Consider the following 7,656-nt stretch of genomic DNA (forward strand, 5'->3'; position numbering starts at 1 on the left):
GCCGCCCGCTACCGCGCCTGGCTCACCGCCGCATGAACAGACCTTGACACGGAATAGGAGCATCACCCCCGCATGAGGCGATCGACATCCTCGAAGCAGCCATCCCCACGACCGATCCAGCCGAGATCTACTCGGTCACCCACAAGGCCCTCGCGTCGTCACTGAAGGTGATCGCCCGAGCCGACGATTCCAGCGGCATCATCGGCGACGCCTGTCGTCGCCTCCTGGAACTCCACCCTCAGGCAGCCGCGGCGGCCAGGACGGCGGTGGGGAAGCTGGTCGACTGGATGATGAAGTTCCAGTTCGACGGCGAGGTCGACTACTTCGAACTCGACCCCGTGGCCTACGCCCCGGCACTTGGCGAGGTCGGCATGGCCTCCTACCGGAAACGGTTGGCCGAAGTCGAGGCGCGACTCGGTCCCCGCCCCGCCGAACGGTGGAACTCCGAGCACTCCCACGACTGGTTCACCTTGGACTGGAACGCCCAGCGGCTGGCCGTGCTCGACCACGACATCGACGCCATCATCCGGACCCACGCCAAGGACCGGAAGGTCGCAGCCTGGCTGGAGGACACCGCCGAAGCGTTCGAGGAGATCGGCGAGATCGACCTCGCCATCGACTGGTCGAAACAGGCCACCGACTTCGACCGCGGACACCAGTCACTCAAGGCAGCCGACTACTGGTGCAGACTCCTGGAAGCTCATCGCCCATCGGCCGAGGCGCTCGATGCGCGGTTGGCGGTGTTCCGCAAGTGGCCCTCGTCCACGTCCGCGGCTCGGCTGCACAAGACCGCGGGCAAGGCTTGGCCGGGCTACCGTGACGAGGTTGTCACCACGCTCGCCGCGAGCCCGAGCGACGCGGTCCTCTTCGCACTCCACACGCTCAAAGAACCCGAGTTCGCGTGGAACCTCGCGCATTCGTTCGCACTCGACAACGGCTCCACCTGGAGCGAGCTGGTGAAGGCATACGAGAAGGTCGACCCGATCGCCACACTGCCGATCCATCAGCGCCTCGTGGAGGGAATCCTCATTGAGGCGAACGCCAAGAACTACAAGCTCGCCGCCAGACGACTGGCGACCATGCGCAAACTCAGCGCAGGGTCGGAGAAGTCAGCCGAGGTCGACAACCTCATCGCGGAGCTGCGCGAGGTCCATCGGGTCGTCCGCGCTTGCAGCAGGAGTTCGACCGCGCCGGACTTCCCTGAGAAGTGTCAGTCTCCGTCGGTCCGAGGCGACCTGCCGCGGGTGACCTTGACGTGGGGCGGCAGCGGCTCGTTCGGGTCGCTGGTCGACTCAGCGTCTTCCGTTGCCCTCGCCTCGTCGTCGAGGAGCCCGACGAGGTCGATCTCCTTCATCCAGGCGTTGACCTCGGCCACAGCCTCGTCGAGAGACAGGCCCACACCACCGGAGGTAGCGGCTCGGGCGAAGTCGTCGGCCCAATGTGGATGAGCCACCAGGGTCGGAGGCCAAGCGCGAGTCGCGAGGCCGAGCTGGGCCGCCTCATCGGCTCGAGCGGCGAACACAGCCATCGCGGCGCGCCGGATCTCGGCCAGTGCCGGGCTCCCGGTCGACTCGGCGAGGTCGCGGAGCAGAAGAAGATCAACGACGTCACGCGCACGGTCGTTGATCGATTCCGGCGGCTCGTGCGGGTCGGAGACGGCGTGGAGCTTCTGCGCGATCTGGAAGCGCATCGCGATCCCGACCAGGGCGTCCGGATCGGGCAGTCCGAAACCGCCCAGCGGTGGCGGCTCGATGGTTTCGTGCTCATCGCTCACGCCGGCCTCGTCGGGTGACACCTCGAACTGGATCCGCCGCCAGGTCACACCACGCAATTCCAGGATGATGTCGAAGCGCCGCGGCTTGATGATCTTGGTCGGCACGTTGACCACCTCGACCTCGCCCCGGCGCAGGGTGAGCGGTCCCCACGGTTCGTCGAGCGCCTCGTCCAAGGCGAGGATGAATTGATCGAGGTCGCCGCGGATGAGGCCGTCGACGTCCTTGGTGGTGCGGGCCGTTGCCTTCAACCGGTGTTGGAGCAGGGTGCCGCCCTTGAGCAGGAACAGGTGGCGTCCCTCGGTGTCGATCGCGCGCTGCACGGCCGCAATCGCCACCGACGACGCGACGAGCCAACCGAGTCGGCCACCCCGGGCCTCGTCCCCGAGCTTGCCCTCGGCCTGGGCGATCCAGGTGTTGAGGACCTTGGCCGAAACTGGTTCCTTGCTCTTGGGCTTCAGTGTGCGGAGCAGCGCGGCCAGCCTGGAGCCGAGGTGTTCATCGCTCATGTCGAGTCTCCAGCGCCTCGGTGAGTTCGTCGCGGTCCGTCGCCTTGAGGTAGCCCTGCGCGTGGCCGCGCTCGATCGCTTGGCGGAGCAGGTATGTCGGCGTTCCGTAGGTCAGGCACTGGCCAATGGCCGTCACCGGTGTGACCGTCGGGATCTCCTGCCACCAGCCGATCTGCTTCTGGGCGAGGTCCTCGTAGTGCACCTCATAGACGTCTCCCCCCGTCCTACGGAAGCGGCGCTGCTTGCCGACGGTGAGGTGGATCCGGTTGGGGTTCACGTCGCTGATGCCGTACGCATCAAGCGCGGTCTCGTGCGACAACGCGGCTTCGGGCACCCGCGTCCACAGGACCGCGAGCATGAGGTTGTCGTGTTCGCCGACCGGATATTGCGGAAAGCGGTACACGCCGTGCGCAGCGCGCGCCAACGTGCCGCGGTGGACGAGCATCTGGAGCGCGTGCTTGTCGATGCCTGCCTCGGTGGCCTGCTGAGCGGTCACGAAGCCGTGCTGTGCGGTCGCAATGCCCCACAGCGCGTCGCGTGCCAACGGCTTGGTCGCCATGGCAGAAGTATAACGGAACCGTGACACTATTGCCACGCTACTCACAGCGGCCCGCCGCCGTCTTCGCGGGCGAACGCCTGATCGAGCAACTCGGCTGTCAGCGGGTTCACCTGCTCGTTGCGGCGGATGTAGTGCTCGATCGTGACCTTGGGGTCGGTGTGGCCAAGCAGCTCCGAGGCCAGGTTCAGGCTGGCCTGCTCGTTGATCACCGTCGCGACCGTCCGGCGGAACATGTGCGGACTGACACCCTCGATACCCGCAGCGCCGAGAACCTTACGGAGCTGTCGCCGTACGTTGGCTGTCGTGAGCGGCGTCCCCTCCCGGCTGCGGAACACCAACGCGTCCAGCGAATGATCCGCCATGATCGCCAGTCGCCGACGCAGTGCCTCAGCGGTGAACGACGGCAGCGCCACCACCCGGTTGGAACGATCGGTCTTCGGGTGCTCCTGCCGGTACGTCCCGACACCACGCTCGGAGATGACCGTGCCGCAGATCCGCAGGGTGGCCGGCGTCGTCGTCAGATCCAGATCGCGGCGCCGGATCGCGAGCACCTCACCGATCCGAGCAGACGTACCCAGCATCACCTCGACGATCTGCCCGAGCTGGCCGTCCGGGTTCGGACCCGAGGTGCCACTGGACAACTCCCACGCCTTGATCACGGCCCGGATCGCGTTGACCTCGGTCGCGCTCAGCGCCGTCGGGGTCCGCTTCGGCTTGTGGAGCCGGGACACGTTGTCGATCGGATTGCGCACCAGCACCTCGTGCCGCACCGCCAGCGCGAACGACTGCCGCAGCACCGTCCGCGCCCGCTTCGCCGAGGAGTACGACTCCTGCCCCAACCGTTTGAGAAGAGCATCGCAGCGGGCGACACCGATCTCGCGCAGGGTGTAGCCGCGGAAGGCCGGGAGCACGAGCCGCTCCATGTCGCGCTCATAGTTGAAGCGGGTAGCGGGCGCGATCCGGTTCTCCAAGTCGAGATCGGCCAGCCAGTACTCGACCAGCGCCGGGAACGGGCTGTCCGGCGTCAGCGTCGTGTCGACCGGCTGGCAGACGTTGCGCTCCGCCAGCCGCCGCTTCAACTCGACCTCGGCCGCCGGCCTCGATGAGGCGGTGGCCTGCACCAGCCGGGTCTGGCCGTCCCAGTCGCGGAACCGAGTCCGGGCCTCGACCCTGCCCTTCGCCCGCGGGAAGAAGGTGATCTCGCCGTACCCGCCGACAGGGATGCGCGGCCTACTCATGGGAGCCGCCCTCATGCCGCTCCTCCAGCCACGCCGCGATGTCGCTGGCCGCGAACCGCAGGTGCTTGCCGAGCTTGTAGGCCCGCGGCGCCCGGCCGGACAGCCGCCAGTCATAGATGGTCTGCACGGGGACACCGAGGTACTCGGCGAGTTCCTCGACCCCGATGAGGGGCTCCAGCCCCAGTTCTGTGCTGTTCATGCCCATCAGGTGTGCGAGCGGAACCGAGCAGCCCCGAGGCAACCGGAACCGACGACGATGACACCCGGCCGGGCGGCGCTGCGCACCTGTCAATGTGATGGGTAAACGATGGGATCGCATCTCGCCCCCAAAGCGAAAGTCCAGGTCAACCATGGGCTGACCTGGACTTTCTTCGTAGCGGGGGCAGGATTTGAACCTGCGACCTCCGGGTTATGAGCCCGGCGAGCTACCGAGCTGCTCCACCCCGCGTCGGTAGCTCAACGATACGTGACGGATCGGGGTGGACCAAATCGGCTTAGCTACTCGCGGAGGGCGAGGGCGTCGGCGAGACGGTTGCGGTGCCACCCTGGGGTTGGGCCTTGACCGCGCGCTCGAGCGCTGCCTGGAGGCGTTGCTGGGCCGCGCCATAGGCGGCGAAGTCGCCCTTCTCCAGCGCCGCCTTGCCCTCATCGAAGGCCTTCTGCATATCGGCGAGGGCCTCGGCGAGCAGCTGGTCGTTGGTCTGCGGCGCTTGATTTCCCGTGTCTGGTGGCGTGGTGCCATTGTCGTCGCCGGCATTGGCGCCGGCATTTCCGCCGAAGAGTTGATCCAAGGCGCCGGTCAGGGTGTCGGACCAGGCGAGCTTGTCACCGAAGGCCGCGACCGTTACGCGACTGAGGGGATACGAGCTGCTGGAGTCCGCCCGGACGTAGATCGGCTGCACATAGAGCAGTCCGCCGCCGACCGGGAGGGTCAGCAGATTGCCGAGCGTGACCCGCGAGCCCTGCTGCCGGTTGTTGTTCAAGAACTGGCTCAGGGTGAGGGAGAAGCCTGGGCTGTTGTCATTGGAGGAATTGATCTCGTTCTGGACCTGTCCGGGGCCTTTGACGTTGGAGTCGCGGGGCAACTCCAGAAGGCGCAAGGTGCCGAAGCCCTCGGCCTTCTTGCCGGCGTCGGCTCCGGCATCGGCGTCCACGGCCAGGAAGCCGGAGAGGACTTGCCGGTCACCGGTCGGCATGAAAGTGGTCGTCAGCGCGAACCCGGGCCGCTTTTGGCCGGGCATCGCGAGCGTGAGGTAGTAGGGCGGTTGCAGCGCGTTGGCGCCCTCCTGAGCCGGGTCCTCCGGCACCCGCCAGTAGTCGTTGCCGCCATAGAAGGCGTCGGATGAGGTGACGTGATAACGCGAGAGCAGCATCCGCTGGATCTTGAACAGATCCTCCGGGTAGCGCAGATGCGACATCAGCGAACCGCTGATCGAGGACATCGGCGAGACCGTGTCGGGATAGGCGCTCATCCACGTTTTGAGCACGGGATCGGCCTCATCCCAGGCATAGAGCTTCACGGTGCCGTCCGTGGCATCCACCGTGGCCTTGACCGAATTGCGCACATAGTTGACCTGGCCTGAGCGCAACGCCGAGACGCTGGTCGCCCGCGCGGTCGTGGAGTCGCTGGTCGCGGCATCGAGGTTCTGCAATTGCGAATAGGGATAGTTCGCCGAGGTGGTGTAGCCGTCAACGATCCACAAAACCTTGCCGTCGACGATCGCGGGATACGGATTGCCGTCCAAGGTCAGCCAGGGCGCGACCCGAGAAACCCGCTCCAGCGGTGTGCGGTGATCCAGAATGCGCGAGTTGGACCCGACCGCATCGGAGAGCAGGAAGTTGACCTCGCGGTACTTCACGGCATACGCGGCCTGGCGCAGGAAGGAGCCGATCGGCACGCCGCCCTTGCCGGCGTAGGTGTTGTTTTGCTGCCCCTGGGCGCTGCCATCGGGATAGTCGAACTCGCGCGGGTTGTCGCCGGCGGCTCCGCCGACGATGGAGTATGTCGGGCTCTGTTCGCCGAAGTAGATGCGCGGCTCGAACTCCCCCAGGGTCGTCGAGGGCGGGATATTCGAAACCGCGAAAACCGGAGAACCGTCGCTGGCGCGCTTGTTGCCATAGGCGGCGACGAGGCCGAAGCCGTGGGTGTAGACCGTGTGGTCGTTGAGCCAGTTGCGCTGCGAGGCCGGCACCCCGTCGAGCGTCAACTCCCGCACGGCGATGACGACATCCTCTTCTTTGCCATTGACCTGATAGCGGTCGACATCGAGGGCATCGGGAAAGGCATAGTAGGAGCGCAGCGCCTGCTGCTGGCGGAAGGTGGGCGCGACGACGATGGGGTCGACGAGCCGGATGCCGGGGATGGTCTCGGCGTCATTGCGCAGCTGGCCTGGCGAGGCTTCGGAGGTCGCTTGGTAGGGCGTGACCTGGACGCCTTCAAGGCCGTACGCCGCGCGCGTCGATTCGATATTGCGTTGCAGGTATGTCGCTTCCAGAGACTTCTCGGACGGCTTAACCCGCACCGACTGGATGATCGCTGGGTAGATCCCGCCCACGACCACCGAGGTGATCACGAGCATGGCCACACCGATGATCGGCAGACGCCACGATCGGGTGAAAATCGCGGCCAGGAAGAGGCCGGCGACGACCAAAGAGGCGATGGCGAGGATGAGTTTGGTTGGCAGGACGGCATTGGCATCGGTGTAGGTGATGCCGGTCATCAGTCGGGATTGCTTGGTCGAGAGGGCATAGCGGTCCACGACATATGTCCCGGCGCGCAGCAGCGCAAGGACAGCACCGAGGACGGCGACCTGGGTGATCGCGGCCCGGGTGGACGCCCCGCGGCCCGGAAGCTGGAGGCCGCCATAGACGTAGTGGGTGAAGGCGGCAGCCGCGAGGGCTGCCCCAACCGCCATCGTGAGGAAGCCGAGCAGGGTCTGCAGCCAGGGCACGGTGAAGACGAAGAACGAAATATCGCGGCCGAATTGCGGGTCGGTGCGGCCGAAGGGCACCTGGTTGGCCCACAGCAGGTAGGTACGCCACTGGCCGGAGGCCGCCGTCGCCCCGAGTGCGCCGAGAATGACCGGAATGCCGAACAAGGCGATCCGCCGCACCGGTTCGATGGCCTCGCGATATTGCTCGAGGCTCTCATTGGTCACAGTGCGCGGGACATAGATCGGCCGGGTGCGATAGGCCACGAGCAGGCTCGCGAAGACCAGGCCGCCGACGAGCACGAATCCCGCGACCCCGAGCAGGATCTTGGTGAGGATCGTGGTGGTGAAGACGCCGGTGAAGTTGACCGAGCGGTACCAGAGGATGTCGGTCCACACGCCCGCGAGGCCGGTGCTGATCAGGGCCAGAACCGCGAGGACCACGAGAGTCGGGACCAGCGGTCCCCGGCGGCGGCCGGTCGGCATACGTCGGGCGGGGCGGGGCGCCGGACGCTCCTGCGCGTCATCGGCGTCGGGCCACTGGGAATCACTCACGGGGGCAACTTACCTAGTCAATCTGACTTACATGCTGGTATGGCGTGCGCGGGGGTCGTGACCCTGAATCTGACTGGTGTCCTGCTGGATTGC

5 protein-coding genes, 1 tRNA gene and 1 pseudogene are annotated in these 7,656 nt (G+C 66.5%); 1 reads left to right on the forward strand and 6 read right to left on the reverse strand.

Going from position 1 to position 7,656, the window contains the following annotated elements; translation table 11 throughout:
• Positions 1-125 precede the first annotated feature (125 nt).
• Positions 126-692, forward strand: a pseudogene (locus tag ABD225_RS03705) (hypothetical protein); the annotation flags it as partial.
• Between the two features lie 518 nt (positions 693-1,210).
• Here ABD225_RS03705 and ABD225_RS03710 read toward each other — a convergent pair.
• From ABD225_RS03710 to ABD225_RS03735, 6 genes are all read right to left on the reverse strand, one after another.
• Positions 1,211-2,281 carry a nucleotidyl transferase AbiEii/AbiGii toxin family protein gene (locus ABD225_RS03710; RefSeq protein ID WP_344081468.1) on the reverse strand — a complete coding sequence of 357 codons (1,071 nt, stop codon included), beginning with the start codon at positions 2,279-2,281 and terminating at the stop codon, positions 1,211-1,213.
• Positions 2,271-2,840, reverse strand: a complete 570-nt coding sequence (locus ABD225_RS03715) for a type IV toxin-antitoxin system AbiEi family antitoxin domain-containing protein (RefSeq protein ID WP_344081471.1) — start codon at positions 2,838-2,840, stop codon at positions 2,271-2,273. Before ABD225_RS03715 ends, ABD225_RS03710 begins: the two co-directional genes overlap by 11 nt.
• 41 nt (positions 2,841-2,881) lie before the next feature.
• Entirely contained in the window at positions 2,882-4,078 is a 1,197-nt protein-coding gene (locus ABD225_RS03720; RefSeq protein WP_344081474.1) for a tyrosine-type recombinase/integrase, read from the reverse strand.
• On the reverse strand, positions 4,071-4,277 hold the full coding sequence (locus ABD225_RS03725; protein ID WP_344081477.1) for a helix-turn-helix transcriptional regulator: 207 nt from the start codon (positions 4,275-4,277) through the stop codon (positions 4,071-4,073). The genes ABD225_RS03720 and ABD225_RS03725 overlap by 8 nt, the downstream gene beginning before the upstream one ends.
• A gap of 175 nt (positions 4,278-4,452) precedes the next feature.
• Positions 4,453-4,526: transfer RNA gene (locus tag ABD225_RS03730), tRNA-Met, on the reverse strand.
• 46 nt (positions 4,527-4,572) lie between these two features.
• Positions 4,573-7,563, reverse strand: coding sequence for a UPF0182 family membrane protein (locus tag ABD225_RS03735; protein ID WP_344081480.1), 2,991 nt, complete (start codon positions 7,561-7,563; stop codon positions 4,573-4,575).
• Positions 7,564-7,656 lie beyond the last annotated feature (93 nt).

The organism is Nostocoides veronense, assembly GCF_039531185.1.
Classification (GTDB): Bacteria; Actinomycetota; Actinomycetes; order Actinomycetales; family Dermatophilaceae; genus Nostocoides_A; species Nostocoides_A veronense.

What these genes read in the sequence shown, in the direction of transcription:
- ABD225_RS03715 (WP_344081471.1), bottom strand. Translation starts at nt 2,840, where the DNA reads ATGGCGACCAAGCCGTTGGCACGCGACGCGCTGTGGGGCATTGCGACC.
- ABD225_RS03710 (WP_344081468.1), bottom strand. Translation starts at nt 2,281, where the DNA reads ATGAGCGATGAACACCTCGGCTCCAGGCTGGCCGCGCTGCTCCGCACA.
- ABD225_RS03725 (WP_344081477.1), bottom strand. Translation starts at nt 4,277, where the DNA reads ATGAACAGCACAGAACTGGGGCTGGAGCCCCTCATCGGGGTCGAGGAA.
- ABD225_RS03720 (WP_344081474.1), bottom strand. Translation starts at nt 4,078, where the DNA reads ATGAGTAGGCCGCGCATCCCTGTCGGCGGGTACGGCGAGATCACCTTC.